Origin of the sequence: Paracoccus sp. NSM (assembly GCF_052379855.1) — a bacterium.
Classification (GTDB): Bacteria; Pseudomonadota; Alphaproteobacteria; order Rhodobacterales; family Rhodobacteraceae; genus Paracoccus.
The window spans coordinates 73015-95194 of record NZ_JBQTCG010000002.1; the positions used below are offsets into that span (position 1 = coordinate 73015).

Below are 22180 nucleotides of genomic sequence, written 5' to 3' on the forward strand. Positions count from 1 at the left end.
TTCAGACAACGGAAATTCCAAGGAAAGAAGGTCTGCGGATGGCAAATCAGGGGCCCTGGGGCGGAGGCGGTGGCGGAAATGGCGGCGGCCGGGATGACGAGGATCGCGACAGGCGTCCTCCGACCGGGCGGCCATGGGGCAACCAGCAGCCGCCGAACGGTCAGAAACCGGGCCGGGGCGACCAGCAGATGCCGGAAATCGAGGACCTGATGAAGAAGGGCCAGGAACGCCTGCGTGTCCTGATGGGCGGCGGCGGGGGCGGTGGTCCTGCCGGTCCGGGCCGGGGCCGGGGTGGCCCCAATTTCTCGATGAACCGCTCGACGCTGGCGGTGGTGGGGCTTGTGGCCCTTGGCCTCTGGGCGGCGGCCAGCTTCTACCGCGTGCAAACGAACGAACAATCGGTCGAGTTCCTTTTCGGTCGCGCCGTGTCGGTCGGAACCGAGGGTCTGAACTTTGCCCCCTGGCCCGTGATGCGGGCCGAGGTCGTGCCCGTCACCAACGAGCGCGTCACCGAGATCGGGACCGGCCGCGCCGGGCCGATGGATAGCGGCCTGATGCTGACCCGTGACCAGAACATCGTGGACATGGAATATCAGGTCGTGTGGAATATCCGCGATCCGCAGATGTTCCTGTTCAACCTGGCCGATCCCACCGACACGATCCGCGCCGTGTCGGAATCGGCAATGCGTGACATCATCGCCCGCAGCGAGCTGGCGCCGATCCTCAACCGCGACCGGGGCGCCATCGCCTCGGATCTGCACGAGGCGGTGCAGCGGACGCTGGACGAATACCAGTCGGGCATCAATGTCGTCCGGGTCAACCTTGACCGCGCCGACCCGCCCGCCGAGGTGATCGACGCCTTCCGCGAGGTGCAGGCCGCCCAGCAGGAACGCGACCGGCTTGAGAACGAGGCCGACGCCTATGCCAACCGCGTTCTGGCGCAGGGCCGCGGTAACGCAGCCCAGATCCTGGAACAGGCCGAAGCCTATCGCGCCGAGGCGGTCAACACCGCCGAGGGTGAGGCCTCGCGTTTCAACTCGATCTACGAGGAATATGTCAGGGCGCCCGACGTGACCCGTCGCCGGATGTATCTGGAAACGATGGAGCAGGTTCTGGCCGACGTGCAGAAGATCATCCTGGGCGAGGGCGCGGCAGGATCGGGCGTCGTCCCCTATCTGCCGCTTGACCAGCTGCGCAGCGGCGCCGTGCCGCCGCAGCAGAACCGCACGCAGCCCGGCCAGGCGCAATCCGGCCTGACCGGGGCGCAGCCCGCCACGGGCGCCACGACCACCGGAGGGACGAACTGATGGCCCGCAGAATCTCGCTGACCGCGATCGCGCTTCCGGCGGTCTTTGTTGCAGCCGTCGTCGCGGCCTCGTCGCTCTATATCGTGGACGAGCGCGAAAAGGCGCTGGTCCTTCGGCTTGGCCGCGTCGTCGACGTTCAGGAAACCCCGGGGCTGAACTTCCGCATCCCGTTCCTTGACAATGTCGTGAAATACGACGCACGCATCCTGGGCCTGCCGACCATCCCGCTGGAGGTCACGCCGCTGGACGATCGCCGTCTGGTCGTGGACGCCTTTGCGCGCTGGCGCATCACCGATCCGGTCCGCTTCCGTCAAGCTGTCGGCACCGGCGGCATTCAGGCGGCCATGTCGCGCCTTGAGCCCATCGTCCGCAACGCCATCCGCGAGGTTCTGGGTACCGTTCCCTCGACGGCCGTGCTGTCGGATGACCGGACGGTGCTGATGAACCAGATCCGCAACGAGGCGCGCAACAACTCGGCCGGGCTGGGGATCGAGGTCATCGACGTCCGCCTGACCCGCACCGACCTGCCCGAGCAGAACCTGAATGCGACCTATGCGCGGATGCGGGCGGAACGCGAACGCGAGGCCGCAGACGAGATCGCCCGCGGTGGCGAGGCCGCACAGCGCGTCCGCGCGGCAGCCGACCGGACCGTGGTCGAGCTGACCTCGGAGGCGCGCCGCCGCGCCGAGATCATCCGAGGCGAGGCCGACGCGCAGCGCAACGCGATCTATGCCGACGCCTTTGGCCGCGACCCCGAGTTTTTCGCCTTCACCCGCTCGATGACCGCCTACGAGCGGGCGATGATCGGCACGGGCGCCTCGATGGTCCTCTCGCCCGAGGGTGAGTTCTTCACCTATCTGCTTGGTGATGGCGCCGATCAGGCCAACCCGCCCTCGTCCCCGGTTCCGCCGGGCAATTCGGCGGCGGATTGGCGGGCTTATGAAAGCGAGGCCGGCGAGGCTGACGACCTGATCGAGCCGGTCGTGACCGACCGCGACGGCAATCCGCTTGGCGAATCGGCAGGCGTTCGGCTGACCCCCGTGCCCGAAAGCCTGAACACCCCGCCGCAGGACCCGTCCGAGGTCGTCCCGCCCGAGGGGGCGGCGGATGAGGCCGCAGCGCCGGTCGAGGCGCCCGAGACCATCCAGCCCGAAGAGGGCGCGGCGCCTGCGAATTGATGGCAGACAAGGGGCGGGCGGGGATTTCCCCGCCCGTTCTGCAACAAAAGTCACGATCTGTTCACAGCCAATGAGCGTGGATTTCTTGCAACGCATCCCCAGATCAAGATCAAATGCGAAAACGGCAGCCGGATACGGGACCCTGCCGCTGAATTGAGAGGTTATCCATGAGATCGCTTTCGCCCCGCCACCTGCTGACCGTGTCCGTCCTGGCCCTTGGTCTTGGTCTGGGCGCGCCTTTCGCGCAGCAACTGGTCGAACCGTCCGAGGCCGAGGTTTCGCCCGAGACCAGCCAGCAGGCGCAGGACGCCGCCGACGCCAACCAGCCGCTTGGCGCCGAGGCCGCGGCCGCCGCGGAATCGCAGGTCATGCCGGGCAGCTTCGCCGATCTGGCCGAACAGGTTTCGCCCGCCGTGGTGAACATCACCACGACCTCGGTCGTGTCGCAGCCGACGGGCGGCCCCGGCGGCCCGCGTTTCCCCGAAGGCAGCCCGTTCTCAGACCTGTTCCGCGATTTCGGCCTCCCCGGACCCGAGGGGATGCCGCAACAGCGTGGCCCACAGCGGTCGAACGCGCTTGGCTCGGGTTTCGTCATCTCGTCGGACGGCTACATCGTCACGAACAACCACGTGATCGAGGGCGCCGACCAGATCGAGATCGAGTTCTATTCGGGCCAGCGCCTGCCCGCGACGGTGGTCGGCACCGACCCCTCGACCGATATCGCGTTGCTCAAGGTCGAAAGCGACGAGGCGATCCCCTTCGTGGGCTTCGGCGACAGCGACACGGCACGCGTGGGGGACTGGGTTCTGGCCCTGGGCAACCCCTTGGGTCAGGGCTTCTCGGCCTCGACCGGGATCGTCTCGGCGCGCAATCGCGAATTGTCCGGTTCCTATGACGATTACCTGCAGACGGATGCGGCGATTAACCGGGGCAATTCGGGCGGCCCGCTGTTCAACCTCAGGGGCGAGGTGATCGGCGTGAACACCGCGATCCTGTCGCCCAATGGCGGCTCGATCGGGATCGGCTTTTCGATGGCGTCGAATGTCGTGTCGCAAGTCGTTGATCAGCTGAAGGAATTTGGCGAAACCCGGCGCGGCTGGCTGGGCGTGATGATCCAGGATGTCAGCGACGAGATGGCCGAGGCGATGGGCATGGAGGGCACGCGCGGCGCGATGATCACCGACGTTCCCGAAGGCCCGGCGCGCGATGCGGGGCTTCAGGCGGGCGACGTGATCACGTCGTTCGACGGAACCGAGGTCAGCGACACGCGCAGCCTGGTGCGGCGCGTGGCCGAGGCGCCTGCGGGCGAGACGGTCGATGTGGTGGTCATGCGCGACGGCGCGCCCGAGACGCTGCAGGTGACGCTTGGCCTGCGCGAGGAAGCCACCGCCCGCACCCGCCCCGGCGAGACCCCCGCGCCCGAGGATCAGGCCGAGACCGAGATGCTGGGCCTGAGCCTTGCGCCCCTGACGCCCGAAACGGCGGCCGAGCTTGGCCTGTCGCCCGACGCGCAAGGTCTGGTCGTGACCGGCTTGGACCCCGAAGGCCCTGCCGCCGACAAGGGGCTTGCCGCCGGTGACGTCATCACCGAGGCCGCGCAGCAGCCCGTCACCTCGGTTGCGGATCTGCGCGCCCGCGTGGACGAGATGCGCGAGGCGGGGCGCCGTTCGATCCTGGTGCTGGTCCGCCGCGAGGGCGCGCCGCGTTTCGTCGCGCTGGCGCTGGACCCTCAAGAGTAAGGCGGGCTTGCTGCGACATCGGGGCGGCCCGTCGGGCTGCCCCTTTTCATTGGCGGGGCGATATCCTAACTCGGACCCGACCAAGGGACGAACCAAGGGACAGGCGCGAGATGGCGAAGATCACCTATATCGAACATAACGGCACACGCCACGAGGTCGATGTGCGGCCCGGCATGACGGTGATGGAGGGCGCGCGCGACAATGGCGTTCCCGGCATCGACGCCGATTGCGGCGGTGCATGCGCCTGTTCGACCTGCCACGTCTATGTCGCTGCCGACTGGGTCGAGAAACTGCCCGCGCGCGACCCGATGGAAGACGACATGCTGGATTTCGCCTGGCAGCCCGACCCGGTGCGCTCGCGCCTGACCTGCCAGATCAAGGTCACCGAGGACCTTGACGGGCTGGTCGTCGAACTGCCCGAACGCCAGATTTGACCGCGAAGGGGCCGCGCGTCAGCCGACGCGCCGCCCTTGCACCCAGACCCCGCGCACCGCGCCCGTATTGATGCCGCTGCCCGCGATCCGCGTCACACGGATCACGTCGGCGCGTGCGCCCACGGCCAGCCGCCCCCGGTCATGCAGGTCCACCGCATCGGCGGGCGCATGCGTGACCGTGCCGATCCCGCGCGCCAGATCGCCCCACAGATCGCCCAGCATCAGCGCCGCCGACAGCAGCGCCGAGGGCACGTAATCGGACGACACGATGTCCAGCAGGTCCGCCTCGGCCAGCGCGCTGGCGGCAATGTTTCCGCTATGCGATCCGCCCCGGATCAGGTTCGGGGCACCCATCATCACCTTGATGCCATGGGCATGGCAGGCGCGGGCGGCCTCGATCGTGGTGGGGAATTCGGCGAAATGGCAACCGTGCCGGGCGCTGACGGCGACCTGATCGTCGGTCGTGTCGTCATGGCTGGCCAGCACGGCGCCGTAGCGGCGGGCCTCGGCCACGGCGGCGGCCTCGTGCGCCTCGCCCACGCGGTCGCGCAGGGCCTGCTGGTCGGCGACATGCTCGGCGAATTCGGCCTCGGACAGGCCCGCCTTGCCGATGACGTAATCGCGCAGCTTGCTGACATCGCGGAACTGGCGCTGGCCGGGCGTGTGGTCCATCAGGCTGACGATGCCGACCCGGTCCAACGGCCCGAACTTGGCCATTTCCTCGATCAGCGTCTGGGAACAGATCTCGGCGCGCAGATGCAGGAAATGGCTGATCCGCAGCGCGGCGCGGGCGCGCAGGTCCAGGATCTCGTCGGCCAGGGCGCGGGCATATTCGCCGTAACCCGCATTGTTCGACGTGATCACGGACCCCACGCGCAGTGCGTCGAAGACGGTCGTGATGCCCACGCTGCACAATTCGGCGTCATGGGCGATGATCGCGGCCTGATGGGGCCAGTCCACGCGGGGGCGCGGCTCGATATGGCGTTCCAGATTGTCGGTATGCAGTTCGATCAGGCCGGGCATGACCAGATCGCCGTCGCAATCCACCGCCCCGTGCGGGATGTCGCGGCCCCGCCCTATGGCGGCGATCCGGCCCTCGCGCAGGACCAGATGGCCGTAAAAGCTCTCATCCGGCAGGACCAGAAGGGCATTGGCAAGGATCGTGTCGGTCATGTCGATTTCCGGTCTTGAGGCTGGGTGTCGAAGCGGGTGAATTGGCAGAACTCTGTCACAGGGATGTGACGATCCGGGGGTAAGGCGGGCCATCATGATCGAATTTGCACGATATGCCATCTACTACGCCCCGCGCGAGGGGGATTTCGCCGATGCCTGCGCGGCGTGGCTGGGTTGGGACATGCAGGCAGGGCGCGCGGTGGCGCAGCCGGACCTGCCGGGCCTGCCGCGCTCCCTGGCCGACCTGACGCGGGCGCCCCGGAAATACGGCTTTCACGGCACGATCCGCGCGCCCTTCCGCCCCGCCTGCATCGAGGCCCGGCTGATCGAGGCCGTCGAGGATTGCGCCGCGTCTCTGGCCCCCCTGCGCTGCAAGGGGCTGGCGCTGGCCGATCTGCACGGCTTTCTGGCGCTGCTGCCCGAGGGCTGCGACGACGGCCTGCGCGCCCTGGGCGAGGCGGTGATCCGCGCCACCGACCCCCTGCGCCTGCCCCTGACCGAGGCCGAGATCGCCCGCCGCCGCCCCGAGGCACTGAGCCCCCGCCAGCGCGATCTGCTGGACCGGTGGGGCTATCCCTTCGTGATGGAGGAGTTCCGCTTTCACCTGACCCTGACCGATCAGCTGCGGCCGGGCGAACAGGCGCCGGTCATGGCCGCCCTGTCGGATTGGCTGGCCCCCAGCCTGCCGCGCCCCTTCGTGATCGAGGATCTGTGCCTTGTGGGCGAGGATCAGGCCGGGCGGTTCCATCTGGTTCACCGTGCCACCCTGTCGGGCTGAAGCGCGTTCAGCAGGCGCGCCACGCCGGTTTCGGGGTCGGCGTCGTTCATCACCGTGACATGGGGGATGCCCGGCGGCATGGCAAAGCCCGCGCGCGCCAGACGCCCGGCGATGTCGGCGGCATCCTCGCGCCCGCGCGCGGCCAGACGCTGCGCCAGCAGCGCCTCGGGCGCGGTGATCAGCACGACGCGCAGGCCGGGCAGACGCGCCATGGCCTGCGGCAGGGCGGCGCGGCTGCCGTTGAAGATGACCGGCCCCGACCCGGCAAGCTGATCGCGGGGGATGCCATAGGCCAGCCCATGCGCCTGCCAGTCCAGCGCAAAGCGGCCCGCGCGGCGCATGGCGGCGAAATCCTCGGGCAGGACGCCCTCGAAATCCTCGCCCCCGGCCTCGGTCGGGCGGGTGATGACGCGGCGCGCCAGCCGCAGGTCGGGACGGGCCGCCAGTGCGCCTTCGATCAGCCGGTCCTTGCCCGCGCCCGATGGGCCGACCACCGCGACGATCATGCCGCCCACCCCGGCGTGAAGGCCGTCACATCGACCAGCCGGTCGCAGACCCGGTCGCGGGCGGGGGCGTCGTGAAAGATCCCCAGGATCGCGGCGCCGCGGGCCTTTGCTTCCTCGATCAGGGTCAGCACGACCTCGCGGTTCTGCGCGTCGAGGCTGGCCGTCGGTTCGTCCAGCAGCAAGACCGGGAAGGGATGAACGAAGCCGCGCGCGATGTTGACGCGCTGCTGTTCGCCCCCCGAGAATGTCGTGGGCGACAGGGGCCACAGCCTGCGCGGGATGTTCAGCCGCCACAGCAGGCTTTCGGCGCGGGCGCGGGCCTCGGCCTCGGGCGTGCCAAGGGCGCGCAGGGGTTCGGCCACGACATCGACTGCGGGCACGCGCGGCAGGACGCGCAGGAACTGGCTGACATGGCCAAGCGTCTCGCGGCGCAGGCGGGTGATGGCGCGCGGCTCGGCGCCGACCAGTTCGGTTCCGGCAATCCGGATGCTGCCCGCGCCCGCAAGGTAATTGCCCTGGATCATCCGCATCAGCGTGGACTTGCCCGCGCCCGACTGGCCGACCAGCCCCACGCATTCGCCCGGACCCACATGCAGCGACGCGCCCGCCATCACGGGGATCACGGTGCTGCCCTGATTGTGCAGCGTGAAGGATTTGGAAAGGTTCTCGACGCTGATCATGGTTCAGACCTGAAGGACGGATGAGACAAGAAGCTGCGTATAGGCGTGCTGCGGATCGTCCAGCACCTGATCGGTCAGGCCCTGTTCCACGACCCGGCCCGATTTCATCACCATCAGCCGGTCCGCCAGCAGGCGCACCACCGCCAGGTCATGCGTGACGATGATCACCGACAGGCCCATATCGCGCACAAGGCCGCGCAGCAGATCCAGAAGCCGCGCCTGCACGCTGACATCCAGCCCCCCCGTCGGCTCGTCCATGAAGACCAGACGCGGCCCCGTCACCAGATTGCGCGCGATCTGAAGCCGCTGCTGCATGCCCCCGGAAAAGGCCGTGGGGCGGTCGTCGATGCGGGTCTCGTCGATCTCGACCCGGTCCAGCCAGTCGATGGCCTGCGCGCGGATCCGACCGTAATGGCGCGCGCCCGTGGCCATCAGGCGTTCGCCCACATTCGCGCCCGCGCTGACGCCCATCCGCAGCCCGTCGCGGGCATGCTGGTGGACATAGGCCCATTCGGTGCGCGCCAGCCGCCGCCTTTCGGTCTCGGGCATGGCCAGCACGTCGCGCCCGTCATAGGTGACGCTGCCTGCATCGGGGCGCTGATGCCCGGCCAGACAGGACAGCAGCGTGGACTTGCCCGAGCCGCTTTCGCCGACGATGCCCAGAACCTCGGCCGGCCAAAGGTCGAAGCTGACGCCGGTGCAGCCGATCCGCGCGCCGTAGCGCCGTTCGAGGCCCCGGACCGACAGGATCGGCGCGCTCATGCCGCGGCCCCCTTGGCATGGCCCGCCCGCACGCGGCCCGCGCAGAAATCGGTATCCGAGCAGACGAACATCCGCCCGCCCTGATCGTCGGTGATCACCTCGTCCAGATAGCTGTCCGAGGCGCCGCAGAGGTCGCAGTCGTGGTCGGGCTTTGACGCGACAAAGGGGTGGTCGTCGAAATCCAGGCTGACCACCTGCGTATGGGGCGGCAGCGCATAGATGCGCTGTTCGCGGCCCGCGCCGAACAGCTGGATCGCAGGGCAGTCCGACAATTTCGGATTGTCGAATTTCGGGATGGGCGAGGGGTCCATGACATAGCGCCCCTCGACCTTGACCGGATAGGCGTAAGAGGTCGCGATCTGGCCGTGCCGGGCGATGTCCTCGTAAAGCTTCACATGCATCAGGCCGTATTCCTCCAGCTCGTGCATCTTGCGAGTCTCGGTCTCGCGCGGTTCGAGGAAACGCAGCGGTTCGGGGATCGGCACCTGATAGACCAGCACCTGATCCTCGGTCAGGGGCGTCTCGGGGATGCGGTGGCGGGTCTGGATCAGGGTCGCCTCGCGCGTGGCCTCGGTCACGGCGACGCCTGCGGTGCGCTGAAAGAACTTGCGGATGCTGACCGCGTTCGTGGTGTCGTCGGCGCCCTGGTCGATGACCTTCAGCCGGTCCTCGGGGGTCAGGCAGGCGGCGGTCAGCTGCACGCCGCCCGTCCCCCAGCCGTAGGGCATCGGCATCTCGCGGCTGGCGAAGGGAACCTGATAGCCGGGGATCGCCAGCGCCTTGAGGATCGCGCGGCGGATCATCCGCTTGGTCTGCTCGTCGAGATAGGCGAAGTTGTAATCGCTCATAGCAGACCCCGTTCGGTCAGATCGGCCTCCAGCGCCTGAGGCGTGGTGAAGTGATGGGCCTGCATTCCCGCCGCCTGCGCGCCCGCGACGTTTCTCGGGCCGTCATCGATGAACAGGCATTCAGCCGGTGCGACACCGGCCCGCTGGCAGAGCGTGGCGAAGATGCGCGGGTCGGGCTTGATGACCCCCTCTTGCCCAGAGACGACGGTGACGCCGAAGGCTTTTGCCAGACGCGGATGGGTCGCAACGCCGATGGGCCAGGTCTGGGCCGACCAGTTGGTGATCGCGTGGATGGCCAGGCCGCGCGCGCGCAGACGGTCCATCAGCGCCCATGACCCCTCGATCGGTTCGCGGATCGAGGCCGCGTGTCCCTCCAGATAGGTCAGGAACAGCGCGCGGTCATCGGCATCGGGGATCTCGCGGGCGAGGTCCGCGAAGGTCTCGCCCCCGTCGGCGCGCAGGTTCAGGCTGAAAAAGTCGATCCGCGCCAGAAAGGCATCCACCGCCGCGCGGTCGGGCAGGGCGGGCAGAAATGCGGCGTGGGGGTCCCACCGGACCAGAACATTGCCGATGTCAAAGACGATGGTGGTCAGGGTGGTCATGGCTGAGCCTCTTGCGCTTCGGCCCGCAGGCGTCGGACCAGTTCCAGCTCGGCCTGGAAATCGACGTAATGGGGCAGCTTGATATGTTCCAGAAATCCGGTCGCCTGAATGTTGTCGCAATGGGACAGAACGAATTCGGCATCCTGCGCGGGCGCGCCGGTGAAATCCTCGCCCAGTTCCTGCCAGCGCAGCGCACGGTCCACCAGACTGACGGCGATGGCCTTGCGTTCGGACTGGCCCATCACCAGCCCGTAGCCGCGCGTGAACTGCGCGGGTTCGGTCCGCGAGCCCTTGAACTGGTTGACCGTCTCGCATTCGGTCAGCTCGATTTCTCCGATCTCGATGGCAAGGCCCAGTTCGGGGATCTCCATCTCGACCGGGACGCGGCCGATCCGCAATTCGCCGACAAAGGCATGGGTGCGCCCGTAGCCGCGCTGCGTCGAATAGGCCAGAGCAAGGGTGAAGCCCTCATCCGCGCGCGCCAGCGCCTGAAGCCGCAGCGCGCGGCAGGCGGGCAGTTCCAAGGGCTCGCGCGTCAGGTCGGGGGCGGGCGTGTCGTCCGGGGGAACGGCCTCGATCAGCCCGTCGCGATCAAGGATCGCGGTCACATGCGGAACCGGCGCCGTGTCGGGCGGGGCCAGAGGCGCGGGGTCGATCGCGGCCTGATCCGCGAAATCCAGCAGCCGGTGCGTATAGTCGAAGGTCGGCCCCAGCACCTGCCCGCCCGGCAGGTCCTTGAACGTGGCCGAGATGCGCCGGTCCACCGCCATCGCGCTGGTATCCACCGGGCGCGAGGCGCCGATGCGCGGCAGCGTGGTGCGATAGGCGCGGATCAGGAACACGGCCTCGATCAGGTCACCCCGCGCCTGCCGGATCGCCAGCGCGGCCAGATCGGGATCGTAAAGCGAGCCCTCGGCCATGACGCGATTGACGGCCAGGGCCATCTGTTCGCGGATCTGGGCGACCGACATCAGGGGCAGGGCGGGATCGCCGCGCCGTTCCTCGGCCAGCCAGGCATGGGCGTTGTCGATAGCGCGCTCGCCCCCCTTGACGGCGACATACATCAGGCATCCCTCACGATGGTGCTGCGCGGCAGGCAGGCCAGCCGGTCGCCGCAGGTGAAGATGAAATCCAGCCCCATCGGGAACAGGGCGCGGTTTGCGCGAAAGGGCGCGATGTCGGGCAGGGACAGGCTGGCATGGCCCTGGATCCCCGGCCCGGTCAGCTGGGGGCCGTCCGCGTCCAGCCGGTCCAGCTCCACGATCACCGTGGCCGAGCGGTCGGGGTAATCGGGCAGACCCACGGGCAGCAGGTCCAGCCGCAGATCGGGCCAGCGCCCGACGGCGAGGCTGGCGCCCTCGGGGCCGGTCAGCGGGCAGCCCGCGTGAAATTGCAGCCAGGGCGCAAGGCCGGGCAGATCGCCCGCCAGATGCAGCGGCGTCGTCGGATCGGCCAGCAGCAGCAGCACGCTGCCCGCCGCAGGACCAAGCGCGGGCGGGCGCGTCAGGTTCAGGCGCTGGATCGTGCCGGGCCGCGCCATCGCCTGCATCAGCACGCGAAAGCCGCGCGAGGACTGGATCGCGGGGTCGGCAAGGCCGGGGATCATGTGTCCTCTCCTCTTTGCAGGGTGAAGAACTCGACGCGGGTGGCGGCGGCGCGGGCGGCGCGGGCCTCGCGCGCGGTCTGCGCCTCGAGGCGCAGCGTCTCGATCAATGGCGCATGGGCGGCGGGATCGGTCTGCATCAGCGCATCCAGGGCTGCGGCGCGGCTGGCATGGGCGTGGCTGCGGCCCTGCACATGGCCGTGCCCCTCGGTCCCGCAGGGCAGGCGCAGGGCGCAGCGCGTCACGGTCATCTCGCCGATATTGAAGGGGGCGCCGGTCGCGCTGATGCGGCCCTGCACCATGACGGTGCCGGTCTCGGGGGCGCGCAGCCATTCATGTGGTGGCAGGTCCGGCAGCAGCGCGGCCAGACGCTCGGGCGGCGCTTTCGCCAGGATCGACAGCCAGTCGCGGCGTTGGGGAAGGGGGGAAGCAGACATCTTGCCGGTCGGTCCGTTTCACTATACAACTAGACAAGTGATAACCCGGCCCGCCCCGTTCCACAACCGGAAGCTTGTGAATTTTCCATGACGGACAAGACCCCCCTGTGGCAGGCCATCGCCATGACCCTTCGGTCCGAGATCGAGACCGGCCATTACCCCCCCGGCGACCGCCTGCCGACCGAGGCGCAGCTGGCCGCGCGTTTTGGCGTGAACCGGCACACGGTGCGCCGCGCGCTGTCGGATCTGGTCGCAGCGGGGCTGGTCCATGCGCGGCGGGGGGCGGGGGTCTTCGTGCTGTCGCGGCCCACCGATTACGCGCTTGGCCGCCGGGTGCGGTTCTCGCAGAACCTTGCGGCGGCGGGGCGCACGGGCTCGCACCGTTTCACCCGGATCGAGACGCGCCCCTGCGACCGGCAAGAGGCCGAGGCGCTGGCCCTCGCCCCCGGCGATCCGGTCCATGTGATCGAGGGGCTGTCGCTGGCCGACGGCCAGCCGCTGGCGCTGTTCCGGTCCGTCCTGCCGGGCTGGCTTGAGGGGCTGCCCGATTACGCGCGCGCCCATGCCTCGATCACGGCGGCGCTGGCGGCTTGCGGTGTGGCCGATTACAGCCGCGCCAGCACGCGTATCACCGCGAAGCTGGCGAATGCCACGCAGGCGCTGGCCCTGCAGATCGCGGAAAAAGCGCCGATCCTGCGATCCGTCGCCATCAACCGCGAAGGCGGCCCCGATGATCCGGGCCGCCCGGTCGAATATGGCCGCACCTGGTTTGCGGGCGATCGTGTGTCGCTGGTCCTGACCGGGCTTTAGGCCCCGTTGGGCGCGGCGAACCGGCGACGCCCCCCGCTTCGGTCAGTGCCTTATTCGCCGCGGATCAGCTTGCGCCGCAGCCAGCCCGACAGGCTGTCCATCGCCACCACCATCACCACGATCAAGAGGATGTAATAGCTGACCTTTTCCCAATCCTGCGTGGTCTGGATCGCTTGCGTCAGCAGAAGGCCGATGCCACCGCCGACGATGGCGCCGATGATCGTCGCGCTGCGGGTGTTCGATTCCAGGAAATACAGCACTTGCGACAGAAAGACGGGCATCACCTGCGGGATCACCCCGAACCGGTATCGTTGCAGCGCATTGGCCCCGGTGGACTGGACGCCCTCGATGGGCTTCTTGTCCACGTTTTCCAGCGCCTCGGAGAACAGCTTGCCGAAGCTGCCGCTGTCGGTCAGCAGGATCGCCAGCGCGCCGGTCAGCGGGCCGGGGCCGAAGGCGCGCGACAGGATGATGGTGAAGATCAGCGCATCGACGCCGCGCACGAAGTCAAAGACCCGCCGCACCGCAAAGCGCAACCAGCGCGAGGGCGCGAAGTTCTGCGCCGCCAGAAAGGCCAGCGGCAGCGCCACGAAGGCCGCGCCGAACGTGCCCAGGAACGCCATCAGAACCGTCTCGAACAGGGCCCAGAACACCTCGCCATGCCGCCAGATGCCGTTGTTCCAGACGTTGTCCAGCGCCAGCGACAGGTTGCTGCGGTCAGGCTGGATCCGCTCGCCCGCCAGCACCGTGGTGACGACCTGTGGCGCGGACATACCGGAATATGGGCTGTTCAGGTCGAAGAAGAACAGCTCCCACCCCCAGAAATAGCGCAGCGTCTCGGTGCGGGCGCGGGTGACGGTCAGCCGCCCCTCGTCAGTCGTGATCGTCACGCGGCTGTCAGAGGCATTGACGCGGGCGGGCCAGTCGGGGGGCAGGTCCAGCGCCACCGTCTCGCCCACCTCCAGCCGGGCGGTGCCGTGGCCGGGGATGTCGAACAGGACGACCGGGCCATCATAGGTCACGACCTGCCCGCCGCCCAGCATGATGCGGGTCAGATCGCCCTCGGTCTGGACCCAGTCGGGGATGCGGTCGGGCGCATAGGTCGCGCGGTTGCTGCCCTCGATCGAGACCGACAGCGTCTCGCGCCGGTTGTCTCGGGTGACATGGGTCTTGTAGCTGACCGTATCGGCCAGAAGGATGCGGGCATTGTCCATCCGCGCCCGCTGCGCGAGGCCGCCCAGATCGAAGGCGAAGAACACATAGACCAGATAGGCCAGGATCAGGGCCGGAACGGCCAGCGCAAGGCGGCTTTTGCGGCGCATGACGCGCAGAATATGGGCCTCGGGGGCAGCGGTCAGGGTGCTCATGCCGGGGCTCCGTGGGTCAGACGGTGGCGCAGGCTGCCCGACAGCTGATCGACCAGCACGATCGTGGCGAAAAGCAGCAGGAAGATCGCCGCCGCCTGATCGAACTTGCCCTGTCCGAAGGTCATCGCGTTGCGCAGTTCATAGCCGATGCCGCCCGCGCCGACGAAGCCCAGAATGGCCGAGGCGCGGATGTTGATCTCTAGCCGCAGCAGCGCATAGGACATGTAGTTCGGCGCCACCTGCGGGATGACGCCCAGCCACATGCGCTGCGACCAGTTCGCACCGACCGAGGCCAGACCCTCGACCGGCTTGAGGTCCACGTTCTCGTTCACCTCGGAGAACAGCTTGCCCATTGCGCCCGCCGTATGGATGGCGATGGCGATGACGGCGGGGACCGGGCCGCCACCCAGAACGAAGATCAGGACCAGCGCGATCACGATCTCGGGGACGGCGCGGAAGATGTCCGACACCCGCCGCGCCACCGGCACCATGCGCGGCCAATAGGCCAGCCCGCGGGTCGCGGCCAGCGACAGGAACAGACCCAGGATGCAGCCCAGCAGCGTGGCGACCAGCGCGATGTTCAGCGTCTCGATCAGGGCGGGGATGGCACGGATCATGTGGCCGGGCAGGTTCGCGGCCTTTTCGACGGCCTCGCGGATCAGGTCGGCGGGAAAGTCGCCGATCTGGCGCAGGCCCTGCCAGAAGCCCCCGGCATTGCGCCCGTCCGCGACGCGGAAGCCCGAGACGAAGATGGCGACGAAGACGATCAGAAGAAGCCCGCCATAGATGCGGCGGCGGCGTGTCAGCGCCAGATATTCCGTCTGTATGGCGGCAAGGGCCGGTGCGGACATGGAGAACCTCGGGAATGGCAAAGGGCCGGACCCCGTGGATGCAGGGTCCGGCCCGAGGGGTCAGGCGGGTCAGTTCATCTCGGCGCGGCGGATCTCGATGATGGTGGCGTATTCGTCATGCGTGACCGGGGTGAAACCGGCGGTCTCGCCCGCGGCGACGCCATAGGCGCAGTCAGGGTCGTTCGCGTGCAGGTTCGACAGCAGGTCGATGATCGTGGCCTTGGTCTCGTCCGACAGCGCCTTGCGCAGCACGACCGGGCCTTCGGGGATGGGCGACGAGCGCCAGATCTCGACGATGTCGTTCATGTCCACGATGCCGCTGTCGGCGGCCTTGCGCAGCGCGCCCGAATTATAGCCGTCTTCCCATTCGCCCTGCGCGTCGGCCCAGACCACGCCCGCGTCGAAATCGCCGTTCAGCACGGCGATGATCGACTGCTCATGACCGCCCGAGAAGCCGATGCGGCTGAAATACTCGCCCTCGGTCATCGAATAGCCCGCCTGCGGCAGTTCCACGTTCGGGATCAGGTAGCCCGAGGTCGAGTTCGGATCGGCGAAGGCAAAGCTCTTGCCCTGCATGTCGTCCAGCGAGGTGATGCCGCTGTCGGCGCGGGCGAAACCGATCGAATGATAGGTATAGCTGCCGTCGAGGTTCGTCTTGACCAGCACCGGCTCGACAGCCTCGGGGTCGTTCACATAGACCGCCGCATAGGCCGAGGCGCCCAGCCAGGCCATGTCCAGCGACCCGCCCAGCAGACCCTGGATGACGCCGTTATAGTCGGCGGGCGTGAACAGGCGGACAGGCACGCCCAGGGCTTCCTCGGCATAAGCGCGGAAGCATTCGTTCGAGGCCATGCGGTCCTGCGCATTCTCGCCGCCCAGCAGGCCGATGCGGAATTCGGTTTCCTGGGCCGTTGCGGCGGCGGCGGTCAGGGCGGTGGTGGTCGCAAGAGCGATCAGCAGCTTGGTCATCGTCATCTCCGATGGATGCGTTTTCGGGAAAAGGGGTGTCAGGCCAGCATCGTGGCGGCGTATTGGTCGTCGCCCGCATGGTCGGCGGGGATCGCGGTCGAGGTCGCGGCCTCGTTGAAGCCCGCATCCGCGCCGTAGATGTCGCGCGCGACACCTGTGGTCAGCTGGCTCGGCAGGCCGTCGAACACCACCCGCCCGTCGCGCATCCCGATCACCCGGTCGCAATAGCGCCGCGCCGTGTCCAGCGTGTGCAGGTTGGCGATGACCATGCGGCCATCCTCGACATTGATGCGCTTCAGCGTGTCCATCACGATCTGCGCGTTCATCGGATCGAGGCTGGCGATGGGCTCATCCGCCAGGATGATGCGGGGGTTCTGCATCAGGGCGCGGGCGATGGCCACGCGCTGCTGCTGGCCGCCCGACAGGGCCTCGGCACGTTTGGGGGCCTGCTCGGCGATGCCCAGACGGTCGAGGATCGCCAGCGCCTGCACGATGTCGGCGCGCGACCAGAGGTTGAACAAGGTCTGGATGGTCGATCGACGGTTCAGGATGCCGTGCAGCACGTTCGACACCACGTCCATGCGCGGCACCAGGTTGAACTGCTGGAAGATCATCGCGCATTCGCCTTGCCAGGCGCGGGCATCGCTGCCGCGCAGGGCCAGGATGTCGCGGCCCTCGACGATGATCTCGCCGCCCGTCGCGGGGGTCAGGCCGTTCATCATCCGCAGAAAGGTGGATTTCCCCGCGCCCGAGCGTCCGATGATCCCGACGAAGGCGGGGCCGTCCACCCGGAAGCTGACCTGGTCCACGGCGGCCTTCTGGCCGAAGATCTTCGTGACTTGTCTGACGTCCAGCATCGCGTCCTCGTCTGTTCTGCCGCCCGTTTAGGATCATCGGGTGTCAGGGGGCTGACGCTTTCGTGAAAAGACGGTGACAGGCAGGGCGGCCCCGGCGGGGGAACATCAGGCGGTCCGTGCGTGTTCGCCTGAGGACCCAAAGGCAGCATCAACGAGGACCCATGCCGCAATGGCTTGAAACGACGGCGATCTTCCTTCTGGCGCAGGGGGTTGCCTGGATTGCCTGCTATCTGGTCTTTCTGCTGGGGGTCCGCGCCCTCGGGCGGCTGGGCGAATTCTGGGCGAACCTTCTGCGGCGGGCGCAGGGGCCGGTACAGTGGATCCTGATGGTGATCGCGGGCATCGCGGCGGCCAATGTCGCGCCCCTGAGCCCCTCACGGCAGGGTCTGATCGCGCATGTCCTGCAGATCGCGCTGATCTTCGGCCTGACCTGGCTGGCGCGGCGCGCGCTGGACATCTGGATGACGCTGCATCTGCGCCGCTACCGGTTGGATGTCGAGGACAACCTGATGGCGCGCAAGCACGTCACCCAGGGGCGCATACTGCAGCGCGTCGGAAGCGTCTTGATCCTGGCCATCGGGGTCAGTGCCGCGCTGATGACGATCGAGGGCGTGCGGCAATACGGGGTCAGCCTGCTGGCCTCGGCGGGGGCGGCGGGTCTGGTCGTCGGTCTGGCGCTGCAGCCGGTCCTGCGCAACCTGCTGGCGGGCATCCAGCTGGCGATCACTCAGCCCATCCGCATCGACGACGCCGTGATCGTCGAGGGCGAATGGGGCAATGTCGAAGAGATCACCGCCACCTATGTCGTCGTCCGCATCTGGGACAAGCGGCGCCTTGTCGTGCCGCTGAACCACTTCATCGAGCAGAGCTTCGAGAACTGGACCCGCAGCGATGCGACGCTGATCGGGACGGTGATGCTCTATGTCGACCACGAGGTCTCGATCCCGGCCCTGCGGGCCGAGGCGGAACGCATCGTCCGGGCCTCGCCGCTCTGGAACGGGGACGTTTTCGCGCTGCAGGTGACAGATTTCCGCGAAACCGTCGTCGAGGTCCGCATTCTGGCCAGCGCGACCCATGCGGGCCGCGCCTTCGATCTGCGCTGCGAGATCAGGGAAAGGCTGCTGGACCATCTGCAGTCCAGCCAGCCACAGGCCATGCCACGCCTGCGCGCCACGCTGCGCGAACAGGCGGCGGGCTAGACGGTCAGGGGATCGGACTTGGCCAGCGCGTCGAACCGCATCAGCGATGCGACCAGAGCCGGCATCTGGTCCAGCGGGATCATGTTCGGCCCGTCCGAGGGCGCGCGGTCCGGGTCCTCGTGCGTCTCGATGAAGACGCCCGCCACGCCAAGCGCCACCGCCGCGCGCGCCATGACGGGCGCGAACTCGCGCTGCCCGCCCGAACTGCCGCCCTGGCCGCCGGGCTGCTGGACAGAATGGGTGGCATCCATGATCACCGGATAGCCCGTGCGCGCCATGATGGGCAGCGCGCGCATGTCCGCGACCAGCGTGTTATAGCCGAAACTCGCGCCGCGTTCGGTCAGCAGGATGTTTCGGTTCCCGGTCGAGGCGACCTTGTCGGCGACATTCGGCATGTCCCAGGGGGCAAGGAACTGGCCCTTCTTGATGTTGACGACCGCGCCGGTCCGCCCTGCCGCCAGCAGCAGGTCGGTCTGGCGCGACAGGAAGGCGGGAATCTGGATGATGTCCACCGCCTCGGCCGCGCGGATGGCCTGTTCGGCGTCATGCACGTCGGTCAGGACCGGGCAGCCGATCTGGGCCCGGATATCGGACAGGATCGCCAGCCCCTCGTCGATGCCGAGCCCGCGCCGACCCGAAAGCGAGGTGCGATTGGCCTTGTCGTAGCTGGCCTTGAAGACGAAACCCGCCCCCGCATCCGCGCAGGCCTTGGCCATCCGCTCGGCGATCATCAGCGCGTGCTCGCGGCTTTCAAGCTGGCAGGGTCCGGCGATCACGACCAGCGGCAGGTCGTTGCCGCAGGTGATCGGACCCAGTGAAACGTGGTGGTGCTGTGTCATGTGGAAACCTGTTCGCGCAGGATCGAGGCGGTCAGCGACAGCATCAGGTAGATGCCAGCAAACAGAAGGAAGGCCACGATCGAGTTCTGGAAAGCCTTGGGATAGGTCGCCTCGTCCGGGGCGACGGGCGCGACGGACAGCGACAGATAGCGGACCTGCTTGTTGGCCTCGATCCGCGCAACCTCCATCTGGCCGGCGGCCGCGCCGAGCAATTCCTGACGGGTCAGCAATTCGGCCTCGGCCACGCGCAACTCGCCGGTGATGGCCGTCAGCGAGCGGCGCAACTCGTTGCCCTCGGTCAGTTGCTGGCGGGTCTGGGCGATCTGCTGCTGCAGCCGCTCTATATCGCCGCGCGCGGCATCGACGCGGCTTTGGACGGGGCTGGGATTGCTGAGTAGCTGCCCCAGTTCCAGCTGGCGGTTGGTCAGCTGCCCCTCAAGCGACGAGATCTGGCCCATCACGACCGAGCTTTCGGCCTGCGGGTCCAGCACGCCAAGCTGTTCCTGCAATTCCTGCACGCGGCGTTGCGCCTGAAGCATCTTGGCCTCGGCATCCTCGTAATTCTCGATGGCGCCGCGCATCTGATCCTCGCGCAGGCGGGCGGTGAAGCGGTCCACCTGTTCCTCGGCGTAGCGGATCAGCGCCAGCGAAAACTCGCGGCTGAGTTCCGGATCGGGTGCGATCACCTCCATGTTGAGGACGCCCTCGGTCGGGTCATAGCCGATCTTGACCGAATTCTGGTAGACGCGGAACGCCGCCTCGTTCGTGGCATCCTCGGGCAGGCGGCGGACCGCGTCCATCGCCGGGTCCTGGAACGCGCGCGTGAAGCCCAGATCATCGTTCAGCCGCATCATCGCCTCGCGAGAGGTCAGATAGCTCTGAACCCCGACCGAGTCGGTGTTCGCCGACATCCCGCCCGCGCCCAGAAGTCCGCCGATGCCGCCGCCGGAATTTCCGTCCGCGCTCTGGATCTGGAATTGCGAGACGGTGGCGTAGAGCGGGCTGGCGATCATCGTGTAATACCAGCTGACCGCGGCGGTCGGCAGGAAGACGAAGACAAGAAGGCGGATCGCCAGCATCATCATCCGCTTGCGGCGGCGGCGGGCCAGGTCGCGCTGGATGCGGTAGATTTCGGCCGCGCGCTTTTCCTCGGTCAGGGCCTCGCGCGAGGGCAGGGGCATCGTGCGTTCCCCGCCATCTGCGGTCAGCGCGCCCTTGGTTTTGCCCACCGGGACCAGCGATTTCGCGCCGCGCGGCCCCTTGGGGGCTGCACCGGGAGCGGCCTCAGGTCCGGTGGCGCCTTCGCCCGACAGGACCTTGCCGATCGTTGCGCGCTGCGAGGGGTCGATGCCGCGTTCGCGCAGGCGCAGGATCGCCTCTTCGTCGGACGAGACGGGAATTTGATGCAAGGCGGCGATGCGGCGGGCGATGCGCAGATTACGCTCGGACAGGTTCTCGTCCCGGATCGCGGCCAGCTTTACCTCCAGATCGGGATCGGCGGCGGTCTGGGCCTTGGGGCCGAGGCTGCCGAAGCCGTCATCGACGGGCTGCGTCCCGCTGAGTCGCGCCATCATATCGGCGCCGTCATCCCCGGTGCCCGATTGCGGAGCCTGCGGCTGACGTCGCGTGACCTCGACCCGGACGGGCCCGGGATCCGCGGCGCCGGGAGGGTTGGCTGCGGCCGCCTGCTCGTCGGGCGCGATCGCTTCCGAGGCCGAGGCGTGATAGCGGCGCGCCTTAGGAGGTGTAGTCATAATATTGTCTGGCCTCGTCAAGGGTCTCGAACATGTAGAGCCGCCCGTCGCGCAGGATGGCGGCGCTGTTGCAGAATTTCTCAAGCGTCGATGCCTGGTGCGACACGATCACCGTCGTCGAGGTCTGCAACCGCTCATAAAGCACCTTGCCGGCCTTGCGGTTGAATTCGGCGTCGGTGGTCTGCGGCATGCCTTCGTCGATCAGGTAGATGTCGAAATCCAGCGCCAGAAGCAGCGCAAAGTTGAAACGCTGGCGCATACCGCTGGAATAGGTGCCGACCGGCATGTCGAAATATTCCTCGATATCGGTCAACCAGCGGGTGAAGGCGGCGACGTAATCGGGGTCGAGCCCGTAGATCCGGGCGATATAGCGCGCATTCTCATTGCCGGTATGCTTGGTGACCAGCCCGCCCATGAAGCCAAGCGGAAAAGAGATCCGGCAATCGCGGCGGATCTTGCCCTCGTCGGGTTTTTCCAGCCCGCACATCATGTTTATGATGGTGGTCTTTCCGGCCCCGTTGGGCGCCAGAATGCCGAGCGAATTGCCAAGCTCGATACGGAAGGACGCACGGTCCAGGATGATCTTGTGCTGTTTCCCCGTCCAGAAGGCTTTGGAAACATTATCGAATTCGAGCATGGCGATGATTGACCACATAAACGACTGCGCGAGGCATGCCATGCCGGTAGCCTCGGCCGGATAGGGCGGACCATAGGCTGCGACCTGCATCCTGTCCAGCATGGCCGCAAAACTCTGACGAAAAGTGAAGATCCAGCCTTACTTTCGCGCAAATCGTCTCTAGATCGGGGCGATGGTTCCGTCCGACCTTCCTGCCGATCCGTCCGGCCAGTCCCTCGATCATCCGCTGATCGCCGATATCCGCCAATGTCGCCTTTGCGCTGCCCGCTTTGCTGCTACCGCGACGCGCCATGCGCCGCGGCCCGTGGCCTGGTTCCGGCCATCCGCGCGGCTGTTGATCGTGGGGCAGGCGCCCGGCGCGCGGGTCCATGATAGCGGCAGGCCCTTCACCGATCGCTCGGGCGACCGGCTGCGCGACTGGATGGGTGTCGATGCCCAGACCTTCTATGACCGCGACCGGGTGGCGATCGTGCCGATGGCCTTCTGCTTTCCGGGCTACGATGCGCGAGGCGCGGACCTGCCGCCCCCGCCGATCTGCGCGGCGACATGGCGGCAACCCGTCATGGACCTGCTGAAGCCGCGGCTGACCCTGCTGGTCGGGGGCCATGCGCAGGCATGGCATCTGGGCCGACGCAGTGTCACCGAGACGGTCGCGGATTGGCGCCGTCACGCGCCAGCGATCTTTCCGCTGCCTCATCCAAGCTGGCGCAATACCGGCTGGCTGCGCCGCAATCCGTGGTTCGAGTCAACGCTTCTGCCCGAGCTGCGGCAGGCCGTTGCCGCCATCCTGTCGCCTGATTGAACGCACAAAATTCGTGCAGGATCTGGTTAACGCCGGGAACCGGGGCTA

At 67.8% G+C, this 22180-nt stretch carries 24 protein-coding genes; 8 read left to right on the forward strand and 16 right to left on the reverse strand.

All coding sequences use genetic code 11. The annotated features are described in order from the left end of the window. Nucleotides 1-38 precede the first annotated feature (38 nt). The 4 genes from hflK to ACTZWU_RS03465 all read left to right on the forward strand — a co-directional run bounded on the left by hflK (nt 39) and on the right by ACTZWU_RS03465 (nt 4658). The gene (gene hflK, locus ACTZWU_RS03450) at nt 39-1307 is read left to right on the forward strand and encodes an FtsH protease activity modulator HflK (protein ID WP_444735963.1); all 1269 of its coding nucleotides are present in this window, start codon (nt 39-41) and stop codon (nt 1305-1307) included. A gap of 11 nt (nt 1308-1318) precedes the next feature. Beyond that, entirely contained in the window at nt 1319-2485 is a 1167-nt protein-coding gene (gene hflC / locus ACTZWU_RS03455; protein WP_444736416.1) for a protease modulator HflC, read from the forward strand. A gap of 167 nt (nt 2486-2652) precedes the next feature. Further along, on the forward strand, nt 2653-4224 hold the full coding sequence (locus ACTZWU_RS03460) for a DegQ family serine endoprotease (RefSeq protein ID WP_444735964.1): 1572 nt from the start codon (nt 2653-2655) through the stop codon (nt 4222-4224). 110 nt (nt 4225-4334) lie between these two features. Further along, nucleotides 4335-4658 (forward strand): 2Fe-2S iron-sulfur cluster-binding protein, encoded by a 324-nt coding sequence (locus ACTZWU_RS03465; protein ID WP_444735965.1) that lies wholly within the window; start codon nt 4335-4337, stop codon nt 4656-4658. A gap of 18 nt (nt 4659-4676) precedes the next feature. Here the strand turns inward: ACTZWU_RS03465 and ACTZWU_RS03470 are convergent, their stop codons facing one another. Beyond that, a complete protein-coding gene (locus ACTZWU_RS03470) occupies nt 4677-5831 on the reverse strand; it encodes an alpha-D-ribose 1-methylphosphonate 5-triphosphate diphosphatase (protein ID WP_444735966.1) in 1155 nt (384 codons plus the stop codon). Nucleotides 5832-5925: 94 nt separating this feature from the next. On the opposite strand from ACTZWU_RS03470, the gene ACTZWU_RS03475 reads away from it, so the two are divergent. Continuing rightward, nucleotides 5926-6609, forward strand: a complete 684-nt coding sequence (locus ACTZWU_RS03475; protein WP_444735967.1) for a DUF1045 domain-containing protein — start codon at nt 5926-5928, stop codon at nt 6607-6609. Here ACTZWU_RS03475 and phnN read toward each other — a convergent pair. From phnN to phnG, 8 genes are read right to left on the reverse strand one after another with little or no spacing between them, the layout of a single operon-like run. After that, nucleotides 6585-7115 (reverse strand): phosphonate metabolism protein/1,5-bisphosphokinase (PRPP-forming) PhnN, encoded by a 531-nt coding sequence (gene phnN / locus ACTZWU_RS03480; RefSeq protein WP_444735968.1) that lies wholly within the window; start codon nt 7113-7115, stop codon nt 6585-6587. The genes ACTZWU_RS03475 and phnN overlap by 25 nt on opposite strands. Beyond that, the gene (phnL, locus tag ACTZWU_RS03485) at nt 7112-7795 is read right to left on the reverse strand and encodes a phosphonate C-P lyase system protein PhnL (RefSeq protein ID WP_444735969.1); all 684 of its coding nucleotides are present in this window, start codon (nt 7793-7795) and stop codon (nt 7112-7114) included. The genes phnN and phnL overlap by 4 nt, the downstream gene beginning before the upstream one ends. Nucleotides 7796-7798: 3 nt before the next feature. Beyond that, the gene (gene phnK, locus ACTZWU_RS03490; RefSeq protein WP_444735970.1) at nt 7799-8557 is read right to left on the reverse strand and encodes a phosphonate C-P lyase system protein PhnK; all 759 of its coding nucleotides are present in this window, start codon (nt 8555-8557) and stop codon (nt 7799-7801) included. Further along, nucleotides 8554-9405, reverse strand: coding sequence for an alpha-D-ribose 1-methylphosphonate 5-phosphate C-P-lyase PhnJ (locus tag ACTZWU_RS03495; protein WP_444735971.1), 852 nt, complete (start codon nt 9403-9405; stop codon nt 8554-8556). Before ACTZWU_RS03495 ends, phnK begins: the two co-directional genes overlap by 4 nt. Beyond that, nucleotides 9402-10007, reverse strand: coding sequence for an HAD family hydrolase (locus ACTZWU_RS03500; protein ID WP_444735972.1), 606 nt, complete (start codon nt 10005-10007; stop codon nt 9402-9404). The genes ACTZWU_RS03495 and ACTZWU_RS03500 overlap by 4 nt, the downstream gene beginning before the upstream one ends. After that, nucleotides 10004-11071 carry a carbon-phosphorus lyase complex subunit PhnI gene (locus tag ACTZWU_RS03505; protein WP_444735973.1) on the reverse strand — a complete coding sequence of 356 codons (1068 nt, stop codon included), beginning with the start codon at nt 11069-11071 and terminating at the stop codon, nt 10004-10006. The genes ACTZWU_RS03500 and ACTZWU_RS03505 overlap by 4 nt, the downstream gene beginning before the upstream one ends. Beyond that, nucleotides 11071-11613, reverse strand: a complete 543-nt coding sequence (gene phnH, locus ACTZWU_RS03510) for a phosphonate C-P lyase system protein PhnH (protein WP_444735974.1) — start codon at nt 11611-11613, stop codon at nt 11071-11073. The genes ACTZWU_RS03505 and phnH overlap by 1 nt, the downstream gene beginning before the upstream one ends. After that, nucleotides 11610-12047, reverse strand: coding sequence for a phosphonate C-P lyase system protein PhnG (phnG, locus tag ACTZWU_RS03515; RefSeq protein WP_444735975.1), 438 nt, complete (start codon nt 12045-12047; stop codon nt 11610-11612). Before phnG ends, phnH begins: the two co-directional genes overlap by 4 nt. Nucleotides 12048-12134: 87 nt before the next feature. Between phnG and phnF the strand changes: the two genes are divergently transcribed. Next, nucleotides 12135-12857: a phosphonate metabolism transcriptional regulator PhnF gene (phnF, locus tag ACTZWU_RS03520; RefSeq protein ID WP_444735976.1), complete on the forward strand. Its 723-nt coding sequence runs from the start codon at nt 12135-12137 to the stop codon at nt 12855-12857. A gap of 50 nt (nt 12858-12907) precedes the next feature. Here the strand turns inward: phnF and phnE (ACTZWU_RS03525) are convergent, their stop codons facing one another. The 4 genes from phnE (ACTZWU_RS03525) to phnC all read right to left on the reverse strand — a co-directional run bounded on the left by phnE (ACTZWU_RS03525) (nt 12908) and on the right by phnC (nt 16901). After that, nucleotides 12908-14224 carry a phosphonate ABC transporter, permease protein PhnE gene (gene phnE / locus ACTZWU_RS03525; RefSeq protein WP_444735977.1) on the reverse strand — a complete coding sequence of 439 codons (1317 nt, stop codon included), beginning with the start codon at nt 14222-14224 and terminating at the stop codon, nt 12908-12910. Further along, complete coding sequence (phnE, locus tag ACTZWU_RS03530) at nt 14221-15075, reverse strand: phosphonate ABC transporter, permease protein PhnE (RefSeq protein WP_444735978.1); 855 nt, start codon at nt 15073-15075, stop codon at nt 14221-14223. Before phnE (ACTZWU_RS03530) ends, phnE (ACTZWU_RS03525) begins: the two co-directional genes overlap by 4 nt. Nucleotides 15076-15144: 69 nt before the next feature. Further along, on the reverse strand, nt 15145-16044 hold the full coding sequence (phnD, locus tag ACTZWU_RS03535) for a phosphonate ABC transporter substrate-binding protein (RefSeq protein WP_444735979.1): 900 nt from the start codon (nt 16042-16044) through the stop codon (nt 15145-15147). 38 nt (nt 16045-16082) lie between these two features. Then, nucleotides 16083-16901 (reverse strand): phosphonate ABC transporter ATP-binding protein, encoded by an 819-nt coding sequence (gene phnC / locus ACTZWU_RS03540; protein ID WP_444735980.1) that lies wholly within the window; start codon nt 16899-16901, stop codon nt 16083-16085. A gap of 161 nt (nt 16902-17062) precedes the next feature. Between phnC and ACTZWU_RS03545 the strand changes: the two genes are divergently transcribed. Next, complete coding sequence (locus ACTZWU_RS03545) at nt 17063-18100, forward strand: mechanosensitive ion channel family protein (protein WP_444735981.1); 1038 nt, start codon at nt 17063-17065, stop codon at nt 18098-18100. Here ACTZWU_RS03545 and kdsA read toward each other — a convergent pair. The 3 genes from kdsA to ACTZWU_RS03560 all read right to left on the reverse strand — a co-directional run bounded on the left by kdsA (nt 18097) and on the right by ACTZWU_RS03560 (nt 21330). After that, nucleotides 18097-18939 (reverse strand): 3-deoxy-8-phosphooctulonate synthase, encoded by an 843-nt coding sequence (gene kdsA, locus ACTZWU_RS03550; RefSeq protein ID WP_444735982.1) that lies wholly within the window; start codon nt 18937-18939, stop codon nt 18097-18099. The two genes, ACTZWU_RS03545 and kdsA, sit on opposite strands and share 4 nt — an antisense overlap. After that, nucleotides 18936-20510, reverse strand: a complete 1575-nt coding sequence (locus ACTZWU_RS03555; RefSeq protein WP_444735983.1) for a capsule biosynthesis protein — start codon at nt 20508-20510, stop codon at nt 18936-18938. Before ACTZWU_RS03555 ends, kdsA begins: the two co-directional genes overlap by 4 nt. A 166-nt stretch (nt 20511-20676) precedes the next feature. Continuing rightward, nucleotides 20677-21330 carry an ABC transporter ATP-binding protein gene (locus tag ACTZWU_RS03560; protein WP_304616453.1) on the reverse strand — a complete coding sequence of 218 codons (654 nt, stop codon included), beginning with the start codon at nt 21328-21330 and terminating at the stop codon, nt 20677-20679. Nucleotides 21331-21502: 172 nt separating this feature from the next. Between ACTZWU_RS03560 and ACTZWU_RS03565 the strand changes: the two genes are divergently transcribed. Continuing rightward, nucleotides 21503-22132 carry a uracil-DNA glycosylase family protein gene (locus ACTZWU_RS03565; protein WP_444735984.1) on the forward strand — a complete coding sequence of 210 codons (630 nt, stop codon included), beginning with the start codon at nt 21503-21505 and terminating at the stop codon, nt 22130-22132. Nucleotides 22133-22180: the final 48 nt, after the last annotated feature.

Excerpts from the sequence above, each read along its gene's own strand:
- ACTZWU_RS03505 (WP_444735973.1), bottom strand. The coding sequence starts at position 11,071 with ATGTATGTCGCCGTCAAGGGGGGCGAGCGCGCTATCGACAACGCCCAT.
- phnL (WP_444735969.1), bottom strand. The coding sequence starts at position 7,795 with ATGATCAGCGTCGAGAACCTTTCCAAATCCTTCACGCTGCACAATCAG.
- phnE (WP_444735978.1), bottom strand. The coding sequence starts at position 15,075 with ATGTCCGCACCGGCCCTTGCCGCCATACAGACGGAATATCTGGCGCTG.
- phnN (WP_444735968.1), bottom strand. The coding sequence starts at position 7,115 with ATGATCGTCGCGGTGGTCGGCCCATCGGGCGCGGGCAAGGACCGGCTG.
- ACTZWU_RS03560 (WP_304616453.1), bottom strand. The coding sequence starts at position 21,330 with ATGCTCGAATTCGATAATGTTTCCAAAGCCTTCTGGACGGGGAAACAG.
- phnG (WP_444735975.1), bottom strand. The coding sequence starts at position 12,047 with ATGTCTGCTTCCCCCCTTCCCCAACGCCGCGACTGGCTGTCGATCCTG.
- phnK (WP_444735970.1), bottom strand. The coding sequence starts at position 8,557 with ATGAGCGCGCCGATCCTGTCGGTCCGGGGCCTCGAACGGCGCTACGGC.
- phnD (WP_444735979.1), bottom strand. The coding sequence starts at position 16,044 with ATGACCAAGCTGCTGATCGCTCTTGCGACCACCACCGCCCTGACCGCC.
- ACTZWU_RS03475 (WP_444735967.1), top strand. The coding sequence starts at position 5,926 with ATGATCGAATTTGCACGATATGCCATCTACTACGCCCCGCGCGAGGGG.
- hflK (WP_444735963.1), top strand. The coding sequence starts at position 39 with ATGGCAAATCAGGGGCCCTGGGGCGGAGGCGGTGGCGGAAATGGCGGC.
- phnH (WP_444735974.1), bottom strand. The coding sequence starts at position 11,613 with ATGATCCCCGGCCTTGCCGACCCCGCGATCCAGTCCTCGCGCGGCTTT.
- ACTZWU_RS03545 (WP_444735981.1), top strand. The coding sequence starts at position 17,063 with ATGCCGCAATGGCTTGAAACGACGGCGATCTTCCTTCTGGCGCAGGGG.
- ACTZWU_RS03565 (WP_444735984.1), top strand. The coding sequence starts at position 21,503 with ATGGTTCCGTCCGACCTTCCTGCCGATCCGTCCGGCCAGTCCCTCGAT.
- phnE (WP_444735977.1), bottom strand. The coding sequence starts at position 14,224 with ATGAGCACCCTGACCGCTGCCCCCGAGGCCCATATTCTGCGCGTCATG.
- ACTZWU_RS03495 (WP_444735971.1), bottom strand. The coding sequence starts at position 9,405 with ATGAGCGATTACAACTTCGCCTATCTCGACGAGCAGACCAAGCGGATG.
- phnF (WP_444735976.1), top strand. The coding sequence starts at position 12,135 with ATGACGGACAAGACCCCCCTGTGGCAGGCCATCGCCATGACCCTTCGG.
- phnC (WP_444735980.1), bottom strand. The coding sequence starts at position 16,901 with ATGCTGGACGTCAGACAAGTCACGAAGATCTTCGGCCAGAAGGCCGCC.
- ACTZWU_RS03470 (WP_444735966.1), bottom strand. The coding sequence starts at position 5,831 with ATGACCGACACGATCCTTGCCAATGCCCTTCTGGTCCTGCCGGATGAG.
- ACTZWU_RS03555 (WP_444735983.1), bottom strand. The coding sequence starts at position 20,510 with ATGGCGCGACTCAGCGGGACGCAGCCCGTCGATGACGGCTTCGGCAGC.
- ACTZWU_RS03460 (WP_444735964.1), top strand. The coding sequence starts at position 2,653 with ATGAGATCGCTTTCGCCCCGCCACCTGCTGACCGTGTCCGTCCTGGCC.
- ACTZWU_RS03465 (WP_444735965.1), top strand. The coding sequence starts at position 4,335 with ATGGCGAAGATCACCTATATCGAACATAACGGCACACGCCACGAGGTC.
- kdsA (WP_444735982.1), bottom strand. The coding sequence starts at position 18,939 with ATGACACAGCACCACCACGTTTCACTGGGTCCGATCACCTGCGGCAAC.
- ACTZWU_RS03500 (WP_444735972.1), bottom strand. The coding sequence starts at position 10,007 with ATGACCACCCTGACCACCATCGTCTTTGACATCGGCAATGTTCTGGTC.